Origin of the sequence: Ferruginibacter sp., assembly GCF_049840995.1 — a bacterium.
Lineage (GTDB): Bacteria > Bacteroidota > Bacteroidia > Chitinophagales > Chitinophagaceae > Ferruginibacter.
Genome location: NZ_JASGIP010000003.1, coordinates 880,717 through 900,031 on the forward strand (window position 1 = coordinate 880,717; position 19,315 = coordinate 900,031).

Below are 19,315 nucleotides of genomic sequence, written 5' to 3' on the forward strand. Positions count from 1 at the left end.
CTGTATTATATATAATTATCCTACTCACTATTCACAACTCACCACTCACGCTACTTCACCCTTCCCTGCTCCTCATCCGAAGCAGTACCACGGTTGCGTTTATCTTTTAATTTGTTATTACCAAAGTTGTAGGTATAGGTAAGCTTATAAGTACGGAAACTGAAAGTGAGATAAACGGTATTATATACATTTTCCGAAGGGATATCGGTTACGGCCCTTAGTTTGTAGCCGTTAAAAATATTGTCCACCGCTGCCCTCAGTTTGCTTTTATTGTCTTTGAATTTTTTCTGCACGCCAAAATTCACCAATGCCATGGACTTGGTTACTGCAGCGCCAAACAATCCTTTGGATTGATAAAAGCCCGACAGCTCCATGCTGTAATTGCGGGGCAGCGTAAAATTCTGCGAACTGTTGAATCCAAAATTCTTTTGCTCCACCCGGAAGGGGCCTTTGTCATACACCGCATTCAATTGCTGCCAGGTGCCCTGCAGGTTATTCTGCATGTTCCACCATTTAGTTACAGTAAAGGGCAATGATATACTCAGGTTGAGTGTTTTGATATTATCTAAATTTTCTGCTGCATAGATCTGCTTATTGTCTTTAGAGATCTTGGGTTGAAAGTTAGCGATCGTTTCATTTTCTTTGGTATAGGAAACAGAGAATACAAAACTCTTCAGCATATAATCCACTTTAAAAACATTGGAGAAGGCAGGTTGCAAACCGCTGTTGCCCGAAAAGAAAGTGTAGGGATCGATAAAGATCACAAAGGGCGCCATATCCCTGAACGTAGGGCGTGTAATGCGCCGGCTGTATGAAAAGTTGAACGAATTATTATCGTCGACCTTTTGCGTTACAAAAATGCTGGGAAAGAAACGGCCATACTTACGGTCGATGATATTTTTTTGTTTGATACTGCCCAGGTTGGAGCTGGTGTACTCGTAACGCAGGCCCAGTTTAATACTGGTTTTAGCAGATGCGGTAATACTGAATGCAGTATAAGCCGCAGCAATATCTTCTTTTAAACTGTATTTGGAGGTAAGGCTGCTGTCGGCCACCCAGTTGCTTTGCTTCAATGTTTCCACGGCCACATCGTTGGTAAATTCTGATAGCGCCAGTTTTACACCGGCTTCTGCATGCAGTTTTTCATTGATCTTTTTGTTGTAGTCCACTTTGCCTACCCAAATGGTAAAGGGCGTTAGCTTACTGCTGCGGGTATATTCCTGGCCCAATGCTGTACCGTTGCCATTAAAATACTGGTTCGTGTAGGTGTTGGGGTTATTATCCTTGTAATACAGGTAATCCAGGTCGGCAGTAATATTTTCGCCTTCTTTTATTTGGTGCGAAAAGTTGATATTGGCCATAAAATGTTTCCATTGGTTCAGTTCTTCATTCACAATATAAACACTGGTATCGGGTACATTATTCTTTACCACCGATAGTGTGTTGTTGGCAGTCATCGTCCATTTACTGTCGTAGCCGCCAATGATACCGCCGATAATGGTTTTGGGCGATAGCTGTATATCCAGGCCCAGGTGGGCAATATGCTCACCGGTTTGTGTATGCCGCCTGGTATCGGTATTGTTATCGGTAATAACGCCCTGGTTGCTGAGGCGGTGAAAGAAATTCCAGTCCTGCTCCGGGTTTTGCCAGGTAAAGGCATAATCACCAAACAGGTTTATTTTTTTATTGCGGTAATTGAAGTTAACGGCACCTGCGGGCGAATAACCATTGCCATAGCCCATGGTTAATGAGTAAGAACCATTCAATCCCTTATTGGGATTGGATACCAGCACAATATTGATAAAGCCTGCATTGCCCTCTGCATCAAAATTAGCAGGCGGCGTGGTGATGAGTTCTATGCGTTCTATATTGGAAGCGTTCATGCCCGAGAGCATCTGTATCACCGCATCGGCAGGCATGCGACTAATCTTTCCATTGATCATCACCACCACACCATCCTTTCCGTTCATAGAGATGGCATTGGTTTGCCTGTTGACCATTACGCCCGGCGATTTTTCCAATACTTCCAGTGCCGTACCCCCGGCAGATGTAATACTGTTCTTTACATTGATCACCATGCGGTCGATCTTTTGTTCAAACATGGGCTTGCGGGATACCGTGGTTACGGCCGATAACTCCACCGCATCTTTTACCAGTTTACAGCTGCCTGCATCTACATCTTTATTACTGATGCCAATGCTGTTTTTATAAAACGTTTTAAATCCTGCAAAAGAAATGCTGAGGAGGTATTGGCCCGGTGGAATATTGTCCAGCATAAAATTACCGGAGACCAGTGTTACGGTACCTTTTGCCAGCGAAGAATCTTTGGTATGCAGCAGCAGTACATTGGCGCCTGCAATGGGTTTATCATCATCGGCTTTTACCTGGCCGTACACTTTCAGTTGTGCCTTTGCTCCCTGCAAACAAAAAACAGCCCCCAGCACAAAGGCAATAGTTTTTATGATGCGCTTTTTCATAAACAGGTTTAAGGGGGTTAAAGAAACACTATGCGGAAATTGCGTACAACGAGCTATTGTAAAATACAGTTTTATATTTCTTATGCAACCCTTATTTAGCCGGTGGCGGCAATCGGGCTGATGCAAACGTTTGAAACAGGTGGGAATGGTATTTCCCCGGGCAATTTACCGCCCGTGACAGGGGTATAAACCGTCATACAGACCTCATTTTAACAATTTTTGGTAAAGAAATTGAAATACTCCTTCTTAAAAAACCAATGCCAAACAAAAAACTGGTGATCCTATTCTCAGCACTGCTTATTTTAATAGCCGCCTGCAATAAAAAACACGTTCCCGAAAGCAGTTCTTCCACCGCCAATAATACTGCTGCAAAAAAGCCCGTGGTAAAAAAGCCTGCGGCCCCATTGCCCAAAGTAATTACGGTAAATGATAAAGCCGCCAGTAAAAGTTTTGACGGCAGGCTGTATTACGATCTGAATGGAAAACGCTACTGGCGCAATTACAATGATGGTAAATATTATCTCTTTAATAAGAACATGTATTCCGACAGTGCTTTTATTCCGCACTGATAATAGTAAATAAAATTATTCCGCTTCACCAATTAAAATCAACCAATATGAAAAACGTTTTGCTCCTTATTACAGGTATCATTTGTATGCAGGCCTTGTCTGCACAGTTAAAAACAACACCCGTTTGCCGTGCATTTACTGTTGATGTACTGGAAGGAACGGTCAATGCTGAATTCTCTCCCAAATCATCTTCCGAAGCTATTAAAACAGCCTTTCCCTGCAGTACCAGCGAGGTGGCGGATGGCAGTGTTAACTGTAATGGTGTTTTTTATAAGGATAAGGATATCAGTTTTTATACCGGCAGTAATTATATCGAGATCGGTGAAAAGTTCAAAGGCACATTAAGTCTTCCATTGATGGGTGCTGCACGTAACAGTCTTTTTAAGTGGCTGGGCAACCCGCAGATAAAGGATGCCAGCTGGGATGCTTTTCAAACCAAGTATGGCATTTTGATATTGTACTACAACAAGGCCGGCAGGGTAAATAAATTACAGATCAGTACCAAAACCACCGATACCATCAAACTGTGCCAGTAGGTTTTTGCATTGATTTTCAGCAGTTAACAGCGGTTTTGTAAAAAAGAAAGATTTTTTTACAAAACTAAATCCATCTACCGGTCCTTACCGTATATATTAATTGTTTTGGTAAGGGGCAATAGCCGGGAAAGGTAGTGTTATGGCATGTTTGCGGCATTTTTTACCATTTACTAAATAGAAACAGCCATTTATTAGTTTAGTATAGGAACTACAGAATTATTGATGCAACTTTACATCATCAAACGGGGAGATAGATCAGGGGATAAAGAAAAAACAAGCTCATTCACCGGAAGGTAATAATATAATTGGAATGCTGGTTCATTCAGCTTCCGCAACTCGGTTTTTCATAGGATATTGGATTTTAAAACGGGGCAGGATTTCTATCCAGCCCTCTTTTTTTATATACACTGCTCTGCTTCAAGGGAAAAATCTACACGCTTTGTTTCGTTATTTACACGGTTATTTGTACACGACCTTTTTTATATACACACTTTACAACTGTTTCACAAATATATTATACTGCTATTACAGTAAATGCCCGTATTTAAGCTGTTGTATCTCCTTTAAAAAAATTACTGGCATGTGCTTTGAAAAATAAATACAGTAAAATTGATGTTATGAAAAAAATAATAATAGTTGCAGCAGTTCTGTTGCTAGGCAATAAACTGGCGGCACAGCAGAATGAAGAGATCACTTCAAAAAATTCATGGCTTAAGGCGGGTGTAAATGTTGGGGTACCCGTTGGTGATATTTCCACTTACAGCAGTGTGGCCGCAGGTGTGGACCTGGATGCACAATGGATGGCCACCCGTAATTTTGGTATTGGTGTAGCCAGTGGTTATACACACTTCTTTCCTAAGGGAGAGTACAATAGTTTTGGTACAGTGCCTGTGGGTTTACTGCTCCGTTATTATCCAGCTTACAAAGGTTTTTTTGCAGGCGCTGATGTTGGATACACTTTTTTAACCAATACCAATAACTCCGATGGTGGTTTGTATTTAAAGCCACAGGCGGGTTATCATAATTACAACTGGAACTTGTTTGCTTTTTATAACCAGGTATTCCGCAACTCCGGTTTTATTGATGTGCAGACGGTAGGTGTGGCAGCAACTTATAATATACGTTTTAAATAAAAAATAATTAGTGGCCTGTTATAATAATACAGGTCACTTCAACTCGGTTTTTCATAGAATATTGGATATAACGGGGCAGGATTTCCATCCAGCCCCTCTTTATTTAAGGGAACTATTTCTACAATAAATTACCTGTTCAATAACAAGTCATTGTTCTTCATTTATTAATACAACTGTGTACATACTGGTGCAGTATTTGAATTTTGTTTCTAAAAATATTTACTTATGAACAGCATTAATCAACAACAGGCCGAAGACAATCATGAAGATCTGATCGGCAAGGAAGCCATTAAAAAAATAAAGGAGCTAACGGATAAAGCGGGCACCTGCTTTTTCTGCACCAAAATAAAAACACACGAAAGTTTTAGTGCAAGGCCCATGACCTTACAAAAGGTAGATGAACGCGGTAATCTTTTATTTTTAAGCGCTATCGACAGCAGCCATAACCAGGAGATATTGGAAGATCCGTTTGTGCAATTGCTTTTCCAGGGATCGAGCTATGCCGATTTTTTGAACCTGTATGGTACTGCCAGCATCAGCCAGGATAAAACGCTGATAAAAGAATTGTGGAGCCCTTTGTTTAAAACATGGTTTACCGGAGGTGAAGATGATCCGAGAATATCTGTTATCACCATCAATCCGTGGGAAGGCTATTACTGGGATACCAAACATAATATGGCCATTGGTATTATAAAAAGGCTGGTGGGTGCAGCCATGGGCAAAACAATTGATGACTCGGTGGAAGGCCATATAAAAGTATAAGCGCTTTATAGCTGTTTTGATAATTGATAACGTTGCAGCCTGCACTACTACAAAATAGGTATTGTCGTACTGTATGATAATTTGAATTTTTGTATGGCTGAAATACAGCTGCCTATTGCCGGCAAAGCAATCCATTTATTATCAAAACAACCATTATGAACATTAAAAAAACAGCATTGCTGCTTGCAGCAGGTATCATTGTATTGCAGGTAAAAGCACAACTCAGCTCCGGTGTAAAAGCAGGTGCAAATTTTTCCAAGGAGCGCTATAGTAATAATATTTATAGTACCAGTTCTCATACGTTTTTCTGTGCAGGCCTTTTTGCCAACCAGGGTTTTGCAAAGCAGTTTGCTGTACAGGAAGAGGTCATGTTCTCGGGCGAAGGAACAGAAGAAGAATACATGAGTGGTACCAACAAAATAACCGGTGTGGTTACCATTAACCGCATCAATGTGCCGGTGCTGGCGCAGTACAGGTCGCCGGTGGGTTTTTATCTTGAAACAGGACCGCAGATCGGTTTTACACTTTCTGCAAAAGGCAAGTATACCAACGGCAATTACGATTTTAAAAAGAATACGCAGTCAGTATTGTTCAGCTGGTGTGGCGGTGCAGGCTATACTTTAACCAAGGGCGCTCCCGGCCTGGGTATTGGTTTAAGGTATGCGGCAGGGTTAGGTCATATTGATAAGGGTAGTACCAATGCCAATTCCATTAAAGGCAGCACCTTTAGTGTTACACTGGCGTATGCTTTTTTACATGGCGGTAAAAAAAGTAAATGATCTTTATACTGTGATCCCCGCATAATGCGGGGATCATTTATTTTTCTATTGTATAGTAATAAATGCCCGTGCCTTTTCCTTCGGCCATTACATAATAGCCTTTACCATCGGGTGCAAATGCAATACTTTCTTCCTGCCCGTGCGAGGTAAAGCGGCTTTGTATTGCAGGTGTTCGCTGCAATGTTTTATACAAGGGTTCATTACCATTACGTTGCCAGTAATATACTTTGCTCACCGATTTTATTAATACACTATTACCATCGCTGCTGATATCGCCTGCCACGATCCATTTTTCTTTTCCCTTGCCTTCAAAAAATATCTTACCGCAATCCTGCAATACTATATTGCTGTTGTTATTAAAATTCAAAGGGCACCTGTATATACCCACTGTGTCTTCTCTTTTGGAAATGATATAGATCATTTTTTCTTTGGGATCTATCATGATCGTCTCTGCATCGCGGGGCCCTTTGGGATAGGTAAGATTTAATACGGTTGGCTTAAGTGTATCCCTTGATTGCATCGTTGCAGGTTCTTTAAAACGGTATACCTGCACCGATGGCCGGAAGTGAAAATTGTCGCCGATATCTGCCAGGTAAATATAGCTTTCGCCTTTTACAGGTCCGGGGCCAACAGCAATGTCTTCGCAATCCAGCACACCCAGTTTGCTATTGGGCCTTGCAGTAAAAACATGCGTGGTCAATAATTCGCCGGCAGTGTTGATGGAGAAAAAACGGCTGGAGTCGCCACTGTCATTGTGTACGTACAAAATATTTTTATTGAGCTGCGAAAATGCGGCGCCTGAAATTTCGTTGAGTAGCGGGGCGGAGAGTTTGCCGGTGATGGTTTGTGCTGGTGAAAGTGCGGGGATGAAGCAGAGTGCTAAGTACGCCGAAATTTTATTTCGGCTGATCGACATCGAAATAAAATTTCGATGAACCGAAAAGAATTTTCGGTACACTTTACCCATATATCGCTGCATAATTATCTACTATTTTAAACTGCACACCCAGGCTGTACAATAAATTCTTTACTGATGGTTTGGGTTCGTCTTTGCAGATATACCAAACATTCATTGGTTGCTTCCTCAAATTCATGTACCGCTTTCTTTCTATCAGCAGCCATCTTAAAAATACTTCGTCGGTATCAAAGCCAAGCCCTGCTATAATGATGGGCATGTTGAACCAGATATGCAGCCAGGTTTGATAGCCGCCCCAGTTACTGGTCTTTCTTTCCCTGAATAAACGGTCATCTCCTTTATGGATCATTTTACGGGCCCTTTCGGCGCTGCCCATATAATCGGTAAGGCCCAGGCGGATGCTGTCTTTGTATTGTATATCGCCGTGTATCTTCCAGATGCCGAAGCCATCGGTGGGCAGCTGGTGTTGTTCAAATCCATAATAGGTTTTCCAGGGATAAAATCTTGTAAAGTCTTTTGAGTTGATATGAAATATTTCCGCATTCACCGCTGTTTCCAGTGCAGCATCAAAATTGGTGGTGAGCACGGGCGAGTTGGTTGTTGCGGCATAATTCATCAGCCTTCGATGCACATCAATATTCATGGAGGCTGTTAACCGGAGTTTTTGTGCCACCCTTTGTTTTACTTTTTTGGCATCTTTTGAATGCAGCTCCACCAGGTCGTACACTTCAGTATTGGTAAGCCCTTCGGGTGCAAAGCGGAATCCTTTATCAGATGCAGCTACCAGCAGATCTTTCCACGATGGAAAAATACCGGCGCCCAGGTTGGGCCCGTTGCCAATTAAAAAAGCGGCACGGGTAAATTTTTTGCGGACCTGTTGAAGTGCGTGCATGATAGCTGCTGTAAATTTCTTGCAGGCAATATAGATATTCTTCTTTACTGCAGTGTAAAAAATTTAAGCAACTGCAGTATGTTGTTATGAATGTTCTATCGCTACTTTTTTATTATCCATCGTATCGTACTTCACAAATATTTCCTGCCCCGGTTGGTATTTTGATACGGACTGTTCTGCAATAGCTGCTTTTACAGTGGCTTCAAATGCAGGTGCATCTGCAGGCAATACTTCCAGTACCATTTCGGAATAAGGGTTGTTGCCGTTTACATAAATGCCCAGCCAGGTATATTTTTTAATGATGGCTTTGGCCGCCCTGCCCATCAGCCTGATGCTGTCGCCTTCCTGCTGCTCTTTCATCATATCCTGCCCCAATGCCGAAACATTTTTTGCAGCGAATGATGTTGTTGCAGTATTGGTTGCCCGTGCAGTGGTATCCAGCACCATTTTATTTTCATCTGCAGGGTCTACCAGTACCGGCACCGTCATACCGATTTGGTACATCAATGGCTGAAACCTGCTGATGACCGTACGCACTGCTGCTGCATAAGTTTGCCCGAAGCTGTTCTTTAATTCCAGTACCAGTTTTATCTGCGGGTTATTATTAATGGTAACGTTGGTATCCTGTATATCTTTTATCAATGCTTTAGCAGGTATGCCCACCTTTTGCAATCTTGCCGCCAGTATCATTTGCTGAAACAGTAATTTATAGAACAGGTATCCCATACCAACAAATAGCAGGATCATTCCTGCGGCAATGTATAAGCCGATACTGCCCGCAAATGCGATGACGCATGCAATGCCGATGGCCCCGCCAAGGATACCGCCGATTATGCCGATCCATGCGCCTGTATTCATCTTCATCATAACTATGTTTTTTAATTGGCGGAAAGATATAGCAGGATGCCGGGCGGCGCAAGCTGTACCTTGTTAACGGCAGCTCTGAACAATTGTGTGGTAATTATTTGCCGGCCTTGCGACGGCCCAGTAAGAACATGCCCAATGCAATGAGCAATAAAATAAAGCCACCCAACAGTATAAAAAAGGGATAATTGCCGTCCATTTCGTCATATACTTTATTGCCGGCGGCAGTAAAAGCGCCCCAGTACCCATAGCCCATCAATACCACAGCAGCAATACAAATTATTATAGCGGCTTTTTTCATGTTTGTATTTTAAACGAAATATACTGCTTTTAATAGTTTGGTAAAATAGGTCCTGCTCACTGTCAGCAGCGCCTGCTGGCCCGTTTATTGTGCATCTTTTTTTATCAAACAGATTTTTATGAAAAAGATATGCAACCCTTTTTACAGCCTGGCTTTTTTGTTGTTGCTGGCTGTAAGCACCAGCTCCTGTAATTCAGGCAAACAATTAACCGCAGCCGCCACTCCCGAACAGGTGGCCGGTGCTATAGACAGCAGTAAATGGATCTTTTGGGCCAACGATGTAATGCCGCAATTTGGTACTAACAGGAATGTGAGCGGCGATGGTTATACCGTCAGTTTCAGCGGCGATAAACTGCTGGTGTATTTACCTTATTACGGCAAGGCTTATTCAGGCGGTGCGGCGTATACCGGTAAAAGCCCATTGGATTTTACTTCGGCAAATTTTACTATTGATAAGCAGCAGGCTAAAGAAAAACAATGGGAGATCACCATTAAACCAAAAGATAATTCCGAAGTGCAGGCGATGAACTTTACGATATTTTCATCTGGTTCTGCCAACCTGAATATTATCATGACCAACCGTTCGGGTATCAATTACAATGGTACTATCAGGGTAAAGAAATGATCAGCGCAGCAACTCCTGCAGTGTTTCGGCTATGGCTTGCAGTAAGCCTGCTGTAATGGCGGTATTGTGTTTCATATCTTCCGGTTGCACCACTGCACGAAAGTTGCCTTCTTCATCGGGTTCAAAATTGATGTTGGTCTCAAATACCTGTACGGCTATTTTATAGGTGTAACCAAAAGTGAGCAGGCTTGCAGGAAAGAGGTATTCTTTACCCAGGTGGCTTACCGGTAATTCAAAATTATTGTCCACGGAAAAGGTTTGTGCAAAGATAACAAGAGGCAGCAGAGAAATGGCCCGTCCGTAGGACTCCTTTGGAGCAGATTACGCGGAGGGCGCAGAGGGATTGAAAGATTCTTTTAAAACAAAGGAAGCCGCCTGATGCCTTCGTTTGTTTTAGCCTGTTGTCAGCGATAGATGATCTTTTTACCAAAAGGCATCATAGATATTTCTATTAATTTAAAATGCTGCCTGCCCCAGGGAATACCAATAATGGTAATGGATAATAAAAGTCCCATTACCACATGCACCATAGCGGTATACAGGCCGCCGCAAAGCAGCCAGATGATATTGAACAATACGGATAAGCAACCACTGTTGCTGCTGTCGCTCACTACTTTTTTACCGAATGGCCATAATACAAGGCCTGCAATTTTAAAACATTGCAATCCCCAGGGAATTCCTACTATGGTAATGCATAAGATCATCCCACCAAATAAATATCCCAGCGCTGCCATTAAGCCGCCGAATAAAAGCCATACAAGATTTCCTAAAATATTCATATGCTGTATTGAGGCTGTAAGTTACAGTAAGTGAAAAATATTATCTGCAAAAGTTGGCCCGCAGATTACGCGGAGGGCGCAGAGAAGAAACAGGAGATTTGCCTGCGGCAAATGGGTTTGCCACGGATTATACAGATTGACACGGATATTTTTGAGACGCTACTCACTACTGACCACTCACCACTCACGGTTCTTGGTTGGTTCAAAATAAATTCGTAATTAGTGATACATTTTCTTTTACGATAAAACACTTGCTATGGCTTCGCGTAAAGTTTTTCTTAAACAGGCTGCTGCACTTACTACCGGTGCATTTATTGCTTCTTCTTTAGATAATTCGGTATTTGCTTTTTTTAAAAACCGTATAGCGCCGTCTGATCAAATTAATATTGGTGTGATAGGCATTAACGGCATGGGTTGGAGCGATGCGATGGCGGCCATTAAAGTGCCGGGTGTAAATATTGTAGCCCTGTGCGATGTGGACCAGAACGTGATCAACCGCAGGCTGGCCGAGCTGGCCAAACAAAATATTGCCACTGCCAATATCAAAATCTTTAAAGACTACCGGCAGCTGCTGGACATGAAAGATGTGGATGCCGTGATCATCGGCACGCCCGATCACTGGCATTGTATGCAAATGGTGGATGCCTGCAAGGCGGGCAAGGATGTGTATATTGAAAAACCGGTGGGCAACTCCATTACCGAATGCCGCATTATGATGGCTGCACAGCAGCACTACGACCGCGTAGTGCAGGCCGGGCAGTGGCAGCGCAGCCAGCAGCATTTTAAAGATGCGGTGGATTTTATTGCCACGGGGCAACTGGGTAATATACGCACCGTAAAAGTGTGGTGCTACCTGGGCTGGAAAAAACCTTTGTCTTTTGTACCCAATGGCCCTGTACCCGAAGGCGTGGATTATAATATGTGGCTGGGACCAGCACAGCAACGGCCTTTCAACAGCAACCGTTTTCATTTTACCTGGCGCTGGTTTTGGGATTATGCCGGTGGCCTGATGACCGACTGGGGTGTGCATTTACTGGATTATGCTTTACTGGGTATGAAAGCTACGGTACCCGTTTCCGTTAGTGCCGTGGGTGGCAATTTTGCCGACCCCACCAGTCCGCAGGAAACACCCGATACACAGGGTGTGAGTTACCAGTTCGATCATTTTAATTTATTGTGGGATCATGCTATTGGTATCGAGAATGGTTTGTTCCGCAAGGAGCATGGCATTGCTTTTATCGGCAATAATGGTACGCTGGAGCTGGACCGTGGCGGCTGGGAAGTATTTGAAGAGAGCCGCAGCCCCAATAAAGTTACCGTTGTACGTAAGCCTTCGGTGGATAACGGTTTGAACCTGCACATGGAAAACTTTTTTTCGGTTATCCGTTCCCGTAAAAAAGAGTTGCTGCACTGCCCTATTACTGCGGCGGCGGATATTGCCACTTTAAGCCAGATGGGGAACATTGCCTTCCGCTCGGGAGAAAAATTATATTGGGATAAAGCAAACGGGCGGTTTACAGAAAAAGCGATCAATAAAAAATATCTTACGGCAGGCTATCATAATGGGTACAAGCTGCCGAGTATATAATTAATAATTGATAATGAACAATTAATAATTCGAGTCTTTAAGATGAGAGGCAAATGTTCAATACTCAACGCTCAATGTTCAATCTTCAAGTAAAGACCATCACTTGAACATTGAGTGTTGAAAATTGAATATTGAACATTTGTTTTTTATGCTTGCGTCATTTCTTTAACGAAAGTGTCTTCGCATTTTTTTGTGCCTTGAGGGCCAGTTCGGTGGCGAGGAAACAGTGCTTTTGCGACATGGCGGTTTCGGTCCTGTTCAGCACATCATCTACCAGCATCGGGCCAAAGGGCAATATCTCATTGTTACAATCGATGTGCACCATTTCTTTTTTATTGGCCATATATAAATGATTGCCGCCTTTTAAGCCGGAGGCAATGTCCGTGTTCTTTCTTACTTCTATAAAACCGTCGGTGCCTAAAATGGTCAGCCTTCCATCTCCCCAGGTATCCAGCCCGTCGGGTGTAAACCAATCCACCCGTATATAACCGGTACCACCATTGCCACTCAGCATCACATCACCAAAGTCTTCAAACAAAGGTTTATCAGGATGGTGCACGTTACCAGTTTGCGACATCAGCACCTGTGCTTCGGTAGAGCCGGTAAAATGTAAATACTGGTCGAATTGATGTGAGCCGATATCGGTGAGTATGCCGCCGAATCTTTTTTTATCCCAAAACCAGTCGGGCCTTACTGCAAGGCCGGTTTTACCCACGCCATTGTTGATGCGGTGCGGTGCCAGGTTCACTGTTTGTATCACCTGCCCGATAGCGCCTTCTTTTACCAGCTTACTGGCTTTTTCAGTCGCTTTATTTTCAAAGCGCTCACTGTACATGATGGAGTAGATGCGCTTTGTTTTGTGCTGCATTTTTTTAACCGCTGCCAGTTGATCCAGCGTGATGATGCCCGGCTTATCGGTTAAATAATCTTTGCCATGCTCCATTACCCTTATACCCAGCGGCGCTCTTTCGTCGGGTATGCCCGAGCTTAATACCAGTTGTATAGCGGGATCTTCCAATATCTCGTTCTCGCTTTTGGCCATCTTTGCTTCGGGGTAGGTTTTTAAAAAAGCAGCTGCCTGGTCGGCCTGGGTGGTAAAGAGGGCTACCAGCTCGCCGCCACCGCGTTTGATAGCATCCGTCATGCCATAAATATGCGGGTGATCGATATTGATGACGGCAAATTTTATTCGGTTGGCAATGATGGGTTGCGGCTGTACCGGCATAACTGTTTCCGATCTTACTTTATTCTGTAAGCCGGATAATAGGTAAGCGCCTGATAACAGGGAAGCATTCTTTAAAAACTTACGGCGGTTGGAGTTTGATTGGCTCATGCGATTTATTTTAATGATTTAGATGGCCCGCAGATTGCGCGGATGACGCTGATAAAATGCCTTCTGCGAAGTCAGCGTAATCTGCGGGAAATTTTATTCCAGTTGATTTATTTTTTTATGATTTGATGGCCCACAGATTGCGCAGATGACGCTGATGAAATTGTCTTTTCTGAGCTATTTGCGAAATCTGCGGGAAATTTATTCCAGTCCTTTTATTTGGTATGGATAACGGTGCGGCCGGTTCAGCATACTATTAGCGGCATCATCGTTTATAAAGCGTTCGTTCATCGGGTCCCAGTACACTTTGCGTTTCAGCTTCATGGCAATGTGGTGTATCAAACAGGTGGAGCAGGAACGGTGGCCCACTTCTACCGGCGATATGGGCTGCAACCTGCTTTGTATACAATCCAGCCAGTTACCGTGCTGTTCAGTGCTTTTATACAGTTGTATCTCGTTGGGGCCTATCACCGATGTAATGATCTTTTCGTCGCTGGCGGTGAGTGCTTTGGCGTTTTCGGTGTTTTGTACCGGGTCGGTTGCGCTTGCCCGGTAGTTGCCCCGGGTTACAAATATCCAGCCCTTGGTGCCTTCAAATTTTATCCCGTTGGGTATCTCGTTGCTGATGATCATTTTTACGCCATTGGCATACAGGGCTTCTGTTTTAAACAGGCCGTGCACATCCCATAAGCCGCTTTGCGGAAAGCTGGCCTGTCCCCATACTTCCACCGGGCCGGTGTACTCGGTGTCCATGGCCCAGTGTGCACTGTCTACATGGTGGGCGCCCCAGCCGGTTATCATGCCGGCGCCAAACTGCTCCATACGCAGCCAGCCGGGCCTGCTGTAATCATTTTGCGGGTGCACTCTTTTTTCGGTATAGTACACATAAGGTGTGGAGCCTAACCAGGCATCGTAATTTAAATTTTTGGGTACTGGCATTTCGGGTTCTTCATTACCTGCCGGGTCGCCGGGCAGGCCTACGTACACGGTTTTTAATTCGCCTATGCGGCCATTGCGTACTAACTCTGCCGCGTACCTGAACTGTGCCCAGGAGCGTTGCTGGCTGCCTATCTGCAATATGCGGCCGGTGCGATGCACTGCATTGCTCAATGCCCTGCCTTCGGCTATGGTGAGTGATGCCGGCTTTTGTAAATACACATCTTTACCTGCTTCCACGGCATGTATACCTAAATACGCATGCGAGTGATCGGGTGTGCTGATGATCACTGCATCTATATCTTTATTGAGCAACAGCTCCCGGTGATCGCTGTACATGGTTACCCCATCGTAAGCAGCGCCGGTTTTTTTTGTATAAAAATCGTTTACATATTGTTTGCCTTCGCCTAATCTTTTACTATCCACATCACACACCGCCATTATCCTTGCTTTATCGTACTTAAGTGTTTCGGCCATATCGTGCTCCCGCGATATACGGCCCACGCCTATGGCGCCGATATTGATGCGGTTGCTGGGGGAATTTTTACCAAAAACTGTGGCAGGCACTATTACCGGAAATCCGCTGAGGGATAGGGTGCTGATGGCGCCTGCTTTAAAGCTGTTTTTTACAAAACTGCGGCGGCCGATCTTTTTTGGAGTGGACATAATTGGTTTATTAAAAGCTTTGGAATGAGCAGGGGTTGCAATCGTTTTTTGCAAGCATGATGAAGATAAGAAAAAAGAGGGAAGAAAAGGTTCAAAGTTAAAAGTTGAAGATTGAAAGTTCAAAGGCGGGGGCGCAAAGACCACAGTGGAGAAGTGAACCACAGAGGCACAGAGAAAACATAGATCATTACCGCCTGCGGCGGATTTTTGGAACACATGGTCTGACCTCCCGGTCTGACCATGTGCGTACGCTGCCGCCAAAGGCGATAGCAAACACTACGCAGCATTAAAACCACATAGGTACAGCGGGCACATAGAAATATTTTGAGTACTCGGTTAAGGATTGTAAATTGCAACTGAATTTTAGTTGCAAACCGGATCGTAAACCAACATCATAAGATCGTGAACCCGTTAAAAGAATATTGTACGCATCCGCAATGTCGCAAGTTCAAAAGTTAATTGAAAGATTATTGGCCACACCGGCCCCTGCAGATTTTACGTGGGATGAACTATTGAAGGTTTTAAATTATTTTGGTTATACAGAGCTGAAAAAAGGAAAGACCGGTGGATCGAGAAGGAAGTTTGCTGATGCCGGAAAGAATATCATCAGTTTGCATAAGCCACACCCTTCAGCCATTTTAAAAGCATATCAATTAAAGGATGTGATTGAACATCTGAAAGAAAAAGGAAAGATAAAAGATGAATGACATCTTACAATACAAAGATTATTTTGCAAGCATACATTATGCTGCAGCCGATGAAGTATTTATTGGCAAAATAATTGGTATCAACGACCTGGTGAGTTTTGAGGGCACGAGCGTAAGAGAACTGAAGCGGGCTTTTAAAGAAGCGGTAGACGATTACCTGGATACCTGTATGGAACTGGGTAAAGAGCCGGATAAAACTTACAAGGGAAGTTTTAATGTGCGTATCCCTTCGGAACTGCACCGGCAGGCAGCTATCGTGTCGGCTTTAAAAAATATGTCGCTGAATGATTTTGTGCGGTATGCTATTGATTTTACCATTACCAAAACTGCCGACCCCGGCGGCACAATACGCACGGCACTGAGATAAGTAATTATTTATTAACCCGCTTTAAGAGGCGGGTTTTTTTATTACCATAAAGAGTTTTCATGCAAATACGCAGAGGAGCAATAAACCATATAGGCGCATAGAAGAAAACACTCAATTTTCAATGTGCAATGTTCAATACTCAAGGAAGATAACACGCAGATAGTAATAAACCACATAGGCACAGAGGAAACATAGAAATACTTTTATGAAGCTGTGGTACATACTCCCAATACTTCTCCGGCATTCTATGTATGCTATGTGCCTATGTGGTTCAACCTTTCCTCGCTTCTCTGTATCACTCTTACCAAAATACCCCGCTTTGTGGTATTGACAGGGGTCTTTGAGCTGTGTACTTTAGCTGCCTAAAAAATCATTACTCATTTTAAATTTTATTTTATGCCCACACCTGATATGCTGAAGCAGCTGGCTTTAACTAAAAGAAAATATTTTGTATACAATGTAAAGTTTGTATGCGGTATTCAAAAAAACAAGTTTGAAAATGAATGCGAGGGCGCTATTGTAAGCCGCGGTCTTTATTCTACCGAGATCAACATTTTAAACTTTGGTACTAAAGAAGTACGTATTGCCAAAGCTTTTACACCTGTAGTGGTTAAGAACGAAGCCATTGCCCGTGAACCCAAGATACAGGGGCCTGTAGGTGCAGAGCTGGTTACACTGAAACCTTTTAATGCCACTATGGACGATTGCTGTAAGATAACCGAAATGCTGAAGAAGGCCGGCGCCGATGATCAATTGAAGATCGGCTTTTTAGAGATCATCAGCCCTGTTGAACTGGAAGTGGTGGCGGTGTACACAGTTACCAACCTGGAGCAAACCAACCCCGTTATTAACGTGGTGCCGGTGGTGGCCAAGAGCTTAACGGTGGGGGGAAGGTGAGTGGAAGTGGAGAGTTCAAAGTTGAGAGTTGAAGGTTGAAGGTAAGATGGATTGGCAGAGCAGTATGAAGAAGAATAACTCATTCATACTGTGTAAAGAATATTGCTTTGCTGTGTTATTTTTTAACAACCGCCTGTAATGAATCGGGCAGGCTGGCGCTGGTTATTTGTTTCATGGGCAGGGTAACAGTAATGCCATCTTTAATGGTAATTTTTTGTGCGGCAAAGTACAGCTGGTTATTTTGCAGGGAGGTGCCTACCACTACGGCCGGCATACCGATGGGGAGTTTAATGTAACGGCCATCCTTTTGTGTAAAAGTATAGCTGCCATTGGTATTTTGCCAGGCCGACAGGCGCACATTTAATGATGGTATTACAAGGGAGCAATCTATAAATTTTAATGGCGTAGCGGCATTGCCGGAAACTATTATTTCTGCTTTGCCTGCATTGGGGTCGTCATAAAAACGGTCGCAATTGATCCATCCCATTTTGCTTACAGAGAATACCGTTGAATTATACAGTGTTTCTATTTTTTCTTTTGCTGCTCTTGCCTCATTAATGCTTTGCAGGTATTTGATCATTTGGTTACGAAGAAAATTATACCGCAGCATTTCATTGATGTCTTTTACGGCCACCCCTTTTTGTTGCAATTGTTCAAATGCCCCTGCATCATCCAGGTTCACTCCTTTCGTATCGAAATGTTTTATTTCTCTTGTTTTTCTAAATGGAAAACCCTCTGCACAGTTCATGTATTGCTGCTCCAGCGATTGCTTGCGGAAATCAAACTCGTAATTAGTATCTGTCCAGTTGCTATAATATTGCCGCATTTCCTTATTTACAGATTCGCAAAAGGCTTCCAGCTTTGCTTTATTTTTTTTAAAATAATTGAGATAAAGCGTCTTTACCACCGAGTCGGTTTCTTTAAAGGAGCGGTTGGGATAGTCGAGGTATTCTTTATAAAGCGACAGATCAAAATTACCATTTCCGCAGTGGTCTTCTTTAAAAGACTCAATACCTTTTTGAATATAACTCATCCAATACGTCATACACAACAGGCTGTAATACCTGTTTTCAAACTCCATTGTGGCAATAACGGTATTTTCATATTTTTTATCGGTTAAATTCATTACCGTTGTATCCAGGCAATAGTATTTATCTGTTCCATCAGTATTACCGCTAATGCAATAAAATAGTGATTGATTACCTTTTGGATACAATACATTCAGCGGCAGTGTAAATGCATAATCCGGGTCTGCGGTCATGCTGCTATCTGCCTGCCAGTTGGTACCATTGCCGGTAAACATTTTAAAGCCGTTGGGCTTACCCATGGTGGGCATGGTTACTGTTAGCGCATTGGTGGTATCCAGCCGCAATTGTTCGCCATTGGCAGTGGCATTGATGTACATCATCCCGTTCGATTGCAGCAGCTGCCCGTTGGCAACCGTGGCAAGCCCGCTGCTGATAAAATCTTTTAATGCCATTGCTTCCACCACTTCTACCTGCACATTGCCTTTTACCACTTCGCCCGCTGCATTTAAAAAACACTGTGCCGGAAATAATATGCTGGTGCCGCCGGCTGCTGTAATGGTTTTGGCCACTTCGGCATTTATGGTAAAGCGCTGCACCTGCGGGCGTATGTTGCTATATATACTATCGCTGGCCGATGCTGTATAGGGTTGTAGCTGTGGCAGCGGTGTGGCTGTTTTTAAATTGCAGGCAGCAAACAGTAGTGTAACAATGAGCAGCAGGTAGTAACGCGGATGCATGGTATGGTTGGTTGAGTACTTAATGATGGGCTTACAGGTACACTTCAAATGTAAAACATTTTTGGTGGAAGTGCTTACTACCTGGTTGAGAAGAAGAGAAGATGCACCATATAAATAAACCACATAGGCGCAAAGGGAACAGGAACACATGGTCAGACCAGGGGGTCAGACCATGTGAAGCGCTGCCACCAAATGTGATAGCAAATACAACCACACATTAAAACCACATAGGCACAGAGGGAACAGGAACACATGGTCTGACCCCCTGGTCTGACCATGTGAGGCACTGCCACCAAAGGCAATAACAACTGCAACACAGCATTAAACCTCATAGGCACAGAGGATACATAGCAGTATTTACTTAAGTAGTTGAGCAATGTTCTATCATCAACCTTGCTTACCAGCAAGCAAATGCTGCATAGTATA

Annotated in this window: 20 protein-coding genes; 10 read left to right on the forward strand and 10 right to left on the reverse strand. The window is 43.4% G+C overall.

Annotated features, from left to right (window positions below; all coding sequences use genetic code 11):
- Window positions 1–50: 50 nt before the first annotated feature.
- Window positions 51–2,477 (reverse strand): outer membrane beta-barrel protein, encoded by a 2,427-nt coding sequence (locus tag QM738_RS05465; RefSeq protein WP_462275667.1) that lies wholly within the window; start codon window positions 2,475–2,477, stop codon window positions 51–53.
- 257 nt (window positions 2,478–2,734) lie between these two features.
- Between QM738_RS05465 and QM738_RS05470 the strand changes: the two genes are divergently transcribed.
- From QM738_RS05470 to QM738_RS05490, 5 genes are all read left to right on the forward strand, one after another.
- Complete coding sequence (locus tag QM738_RS05470) at window positions 2,735–3,046, forward strand: hypothetical protein (RefSeq protein ID WP_462275668.1); 312 nt, start codon at window positions 2,735–2,737, stop codon at window positions 3,044–3,046.
- A gap of 47 nt (window positions 3,047–3,093) precedes the next feature.
- Window positions 3,094–3,582: a hypothetical protein gene (locus QM738_RS05475; protein WP_462275669.1), complete on the forward strand. Its 489-nt coding sequence runs from the start codon at window positions 3,094–3,096 to the stop codon at window positions 3,580–3,582.
- Between the two features lie 617 nt (window positions 3,583–4,199).
- Window positions 4,200–4,715, forward strand: coding sequence for a hypothetical protein (locus QM738_RS05480; protein WP_462275670.1), 516 nt, complete (start codon window positions 4,200–4,202; stop codon window positions 4,713–4,715).
- Between the two features lie 225 nt (window positions 4,716–4,940).
- The gene (locus QM738_RS05485) at window positions 4,941–5,477 is read left to right on the forward strand and encodes a pyridoxamine 5'-phosphate oxidase family protein (RefSeq protein ID WP_462275671.1); all 537 of its coding nucleotides are present in this window, start codon (window positions 4,941–4,943) and stop codon (window positions 5,475–5,477) included.
- A gap of 155 nt (window positions 5,478–5,632) precedes the next feature.
- Window positions 5,633–6,256 carry a porin family protein gene (locus tag QM738_RS05490; RefSeq protein WP_462275672.1) on the forward strand — a complete coding sequence of 208 codons (624 nt, stop codon included), beginning with the start codon at window positions 5,633–5,635 and terminating at the stop codon, window positions 6,254–6,256.
- A gap of 37 nt (window positions 6,257–6,293) precedes the next feature.
- Here the strand turns inward: QM738_RS05490 and QM738_RS05495 are convergent, their stop codons facing one another.
- The 4 genes from QM738_RS05495 to QM738_RS05510 form a co-directional block, all read right to left on the reverse strand.
- Window positions 6,294–7,172, reverse strand: a complete 879-nt coding sequence (locus QM738_RS05495; protein ID WP_462275673.1) for a hypothetical protein — start codon at window positions 7,170–7,172, stop codon at window positions 6,294–6,296.
- 43 nt (window positions 7,173–7,215) lie between these two features.
- Complete coding sequence (locus QM738_RS05500; protein ID WP_462275674.1) at window positions 7,216–8,064, reverse strand: SIR2 family protein; 849 nt, start codon at window positions 8,062–8,064, stop codon at window positions 7,216–7,218.
- Window positions 8,065–8,148: 84 nt separating this feature from the next.
- On the reverse strand, window positions 8,149–8,931 hold the full coding sequence (locus QM738_RS05505) for a DUF3592 domain-containing protein (protein ID WP_462275675.1): 783 nt from the start codon (window positions 8,929–8,931) through the stop codon (window positions 8,149–8,151).
- A gap of 94 nt (window positions 8,932–9,025) precedes the next feature.
- A complete protein-coding gene (locus tag QM738_RS05510) occupies window positions 9,026–9,229 on the reverse strand; it encodes a hypothetical protein (protein ID WP_462275676.1) in 204 nt (67 codons plus the stop codon).
- Between the two features lie 118 nt (window positions 9,230–9,347).
- Between QM738_RS05510 and QM738_RS05515 the strand changes: the two genes are divergently transcribed.
- Window positions 9,348–9,854, forward strand: coding sequence for a DUF4251 domain-containing protein (locus QM738_RS05515; protein WP_462275677.1), 507 nt, complete (start codon window positions 9,348–9,350; stop codon window positions 9,852–9,854).
- On the opposite strand, the gene QM738_RS05520 is transcribed toward QM738_RS05515, so the two are convergent.
- Window positions 9,855–10,103: a hypothetical protein gene (locus QM738_RS05520; protein ID WP_462275678.1), complete on the reverse strand. Its 249-nt coding sequence runs from the start codon at window positions 10,101–10,103 to the stop codon at window positions 9,855–9,857.
- A 155-nt stretch (window positions 10,104–10,258) separates the two neighbouring features.
- Window positions 10,259–10,633, reverse strand: a complete 375-nt coding sequence (locus tag QM738_RS05525) for a YccF domain-containing protein (protein ID WP_462275679.1) — start codon at window positions 10,631–10,633, stop codon at window positions 10,259–10,261.
- 256 nt (window positions 10,634–10,889) lie between these two features.
- On the opposite strand from QM738_RS05525, the gene QM738_RS05530 reads away from it, so the two are divergent.
- Window positions 10,890–12,221 carry a Gfo/Idh/MocA family protein gene (locus QM738_RS05530; RefSeq protein WP_462275680.1) on the forward strand — a complete coding sequence of 444 codons (1,332 nt, stop codon included), beginning with the start codon at window positions 10,890–10,892 and terminating at the stop codon, window positions 12,219–12,221.
- Between the two features lie 157 nt (window positions 12,222–12,378).
- On the opposite strand, the gene QM738_RS05535 is transcribed toward QM738_RS05530, so the two are convergent.
- Both QM738_RS05535 and QM738_RS05540 read right to left on the reverse strand, forming a co-directional pair.
- Complete coding sequence (locus tag QM738_RS05535) at window positions 12,379–13,554, reverse strand: Gfo/Idh/MocA family protein (protein ID WP_462275681.1); 1,176 nt, start codon at window positions 13,552–13,554, stop codon at window positions 12,379–12,381.
- A gap of 198 nt (window positions 13,555–13,752) precedes the next feature.
- A complete protein-coding gene (locus QM738_RS05540; RefSeq protein ID WP_462275682.1) occupies window positions 13,753–15,153 on the reverse strand; it encodes a Gfo/Idh/MocA family protein in 1,401 nt (466 codons plus the stop codon).
- A gap of 437 nt (window positions 15,154–15,590) precedes the next feature.
- Between QM738_RS05540 and QM738_RS05545 the strand changes: the two genes are divergently transcribed.
- From QM738_RS05545 to QM738_RS05555, 3 genes are all read left to right on the forward strand, one after another.
- Window positions 15,591–15,860: a type II toxin-antitoxin system HicA family toxin gene (locus QM738_RS05545; protein WP_462275683.1), complete on the forward strand. Its 270-nt coding sequence runs from the start codon at window positions 15,591–15,593 to the stop codon at window positions 15,858–15,860.
- A complete protein-coding gene (locus QM738_RS05550) occupies window positions 15,853–16,227 on the forward strand; it encodes a type II toxin-antitoxin system HicB family antitoxin (RefSeq protein WP_462275684.1) in 375 nt (124 codons plus the stop codon). Before QM738_RS05545 ends, QM738_RS05550 begins: the two co-directional genes overlap by 8 nt.
- A 396-nt stretch (window positions 16,228–16,623) precedes the next feature.
- A complete protein-coding gene (locus QM738_RS05555; protein ID WP_462275685.1) occupies window positions 16,624–17,124 on the forward strand; it encodes a hypothetical protein in 501 nt (166 codons plus the stop codon).
- A gap of 115 nt (window positions 17,125–17,239) precedes the next feature.
- On the opposite strand, the gene QM738_RS05560 is transcribed toward QM738_RS05555, so the two are convergent.
- Window positions 17,240–18,937 (reverse strand): hypothetical protein, encoded by a 1,698-nt coding sequence (locus QM738_RS05560; RefSeq protein WP_462275686.1) that lies wholly within the window; start codon window positions 18,935–18,937, stop codon window positions 17,240–17,242.
- Window positions 18,938–19,315 lie beyond the last annotated feature (378 nt).